Origin of the sequence: Methanobrevibacter sp. (assembly GCF_045116495.1) — an archaeon.
Classification (GTDB): Archaea; Methanobacteriota; Methanobacteria; order Methanobacteriales; family Methanobacteriaceae; genus Methanocatella.
This window is the reverse complement of sequence record NZ_JBGULU010000189.1, coordinates 1-2432: the sequence shown is the minus strand read 5'-3', so window position 1 is coordinate 2432 and position 2432 is coordinate 1. Positions and strand designations below refer to the sequence as shown.

2 protein-coding genes and 1 pseudogene are annotated in these 2432 nt (G+C 35.7%); all 3 read right to left on the bottom strand.

All coding sequences use genetic code 11. From position 1 onward, the window contains the following. Positions 1–86: 86 nt before the first annotated feature. Positions 87–773 (bottom strand): V-type ATP synthase subunit D, encoded by a 687-nt coding sequence (locus ACJMLH_RS09940; RefSeq protein WP_405277238.1) that lies wholly within the window; start codon positions 771–773, stop codon positions 87–89. 28 nt (positions 774–801) lie between these two features. Next, on the bottom strand, positions 802–2193 hold the full coding sequence (locus tag ACJMLH_RS09935; protein WP_405277236.1) for a V-type ATP synthase subunit B: 1392 nt from the start codon (positions 2191–2193) through the stop codon (positions 802–804). A 2-nt stretch (positions 2194–2195) separates the two neighbouring features. Further along, positions 2196–2432, bottom strand: a pseudogene (locus ACJMLH_RS09930) (V-type ATP synthase subunit A); the annotation flags it as partial.

The window sequence follows — 2432 nt, the reverse complement described above, 5'->3', positions numbered from 1 at the left end:
CTTATTTTAAAAAATAAACAAATAATAACTCTTTAAATTAAAAAAAATAATAAAAATAAAAGAAAATGAGAAGTTTTGAGAAAAACTCAAGCTTCTGCATTTTGAGCTGCTTCAGCAGCCGCTGCCGCTTTTTCATTTTTCTCAATAGTTGACCTAATCATTTTCAATCTAACGAAGTTTTCCCTTTCCATTTCTTGGAGTCTCATATCAATATACTTTTCAGTATTTTGGAATCTTGGAATCATAATGTGTTCCAAAGCGTTTACTCTACGTTTAGTAGCTTCGATTTCTTCAGCGAGTAAGAAAATAGTTTTTTCTACCTCACCCAGTTCGATTAAATACTTAATAGATTCCTCAAATTTCTTAGCAGCTTCGTCTAACTGAATAGTGGTATCTGAGAACCCGTAACCCCTATCAATAATGGATCTTTTTTCCATTTTGACATCAGTAACAGGTACTGCAACACCCATAACGCTTCTTGAAGTAATTTCAACATCAACAGATTCTTTAACAGATAATGCTGCTTTTCTAACAGCCAAATCACCCATTGCAATTTGAGCTTCAAGTAATGCGTCGTTTGCTTCTTTTAGACTTAATTCTGCGTTTTCACGAATACCTTTGACACGATCCAAGATATCAAAAAACTCTTTAATTAAAGCATCCCTTTTCTCTTTGAGTAAACCATGCCCTTTAACAGCAAGTTTAGTCCTATTCTTAAGGGATAATAATTCCATACGAGTTGGATTAATTCCATCTATAATATCTTGTGCCATTTAATCACCTACATATACTGTAATGAGATCAGTCATCTTTTGGAAGGTATTGTTCAACAAATTCTTCTTTAACCCTTTTGAGTTCAGCTTTAGGTAAGATTTTAAGTAAACTCCAACCAAGATCTAAAGTTTCGAAGATTGTTCTGTCTTCATCTTTACTTTGAGTAATGAATTGGTCTTCAAATGCTTGAGCAAATTCTAAGAACTTTTGATCCCTTTCAGTAAGTGCTTCTTCCCCTACAACCGCTACTAAGTCTCTTAATTCACGACCTTCAGCATAAGCGGAATAAAGTTGGTCAGATACACCACTGTGGTCATCCCTAGTTTTGTCTCCACCAATACCCCCACTCATCAAACGAGAAAGTGAAGGAAGTACGTCTACAGGAGGGTAAATACCTTTCCTTGAGATTTCCCTACTTAATACAATTTGTCCTTCGGTAATATAACCGGTTAAATCTGGAATTGGGTGAGTAATATCGTCTTGAGGCATAACTAAGATAGGCATCTGAGTAATAGAACCTTCTTTACCGTCAATACGTCCTGCTCTTTCATAGATACCTGCAAGGTCAGTGTACATGTAACCCGGGTAACCTCTTCTTCCAGGTACTTCTTCTCTTGCTGCAGAAATTTCCCTTAAAGCTTCACAGTAGTTGGTCATATCTGTTAAGATAACCAATACTTGCATACCTAAGGTAAATGCATAATATTCAGCAGTGGTTAAAGCCATTTTTGGAGTTAAGATTCTTTCAATAGCAGGGTCGTCTGCTAAGTTCATGAATACTGTTAATTTTTCTAATGCTCCAGTACGTTCGAAGTCTCTCATAAAGAAGTTTGCTTCTTCGTTTGTAATACCCATAGCTGCAAAAATTACTGCAAACTCGTCGTCTGCACCTAATACTTTTGCTTGTCTTGCAATCTGTACAGCCAAATCGTTGTGAGGTAAACCAGATCCTGAGAAAATAGGAAGTTTTTGTCCTCTTACTAATGTGTTCATTCCGTCAATGGTAGAGATACCAGTTTGAATAAATTCTTCAGGGAATTCACGAGAAGCAGGGTTCATAGGAGCCCCGTTAATATCCAATTCTTCATCAGGAATAATTTCAGGTCCGCCGTCAATAGGTTTACCAATACCGTTAAAGATACGTCCTACCATGTCTCTGGATACACCGATTTTTGCGGTTTGACCAGTGAATCTTGTTTTGGTATCTTTAGTGTTTAAATCATTAGTTCCTTCGAAAACTTGAATAACAGCAACATCTTTAGTTACTTCTAGAACTTGTCCACTTCTTTTTTCACCAGTAGGTGTTTCAATATCTACAATTTCATTGTAACCAACGCCTTCTACTCCTTCAACAACCATCAAAGGACCTGAGACTTCAGATACAGTAGTATATTCTCTAGTTTTAATATTTGTATTCATTTTTAAGCCTCACTGCATTGTTTAGTAATTGCTGCTTGAATTTCTGCAATTTTTTCATCAAATACATCTTGTGGTATGTATTTCATTTTACCGATTTCTTCTTTAACAGGTAAAGCTACAATATTTGCAATTGGAGCTCCTCTGTTAACAGCTGCAAGAGATTCTTTGTAGAATAATAAAATGGTTTTTAACATTTTGTACTGTTTATCAGGAGCACAGTATGTATCTACATCATCAAA

Coding starts and splice junctions, on each gene's coding strand:
- ACJMLH_RS09940 (WP_405277238.1), bottom strand. CDS start 773: ATGGCACAAGATATTATAGATGGAATTAATCCAACTCGTATGGAATTA.
- ACJMLH_RS09935 (WP_405277236.1), bottom strand. CDS start 2,193: ATGAATACAAATATTAAAACTAGAGAATATACTACTGTATCTGAAGTC.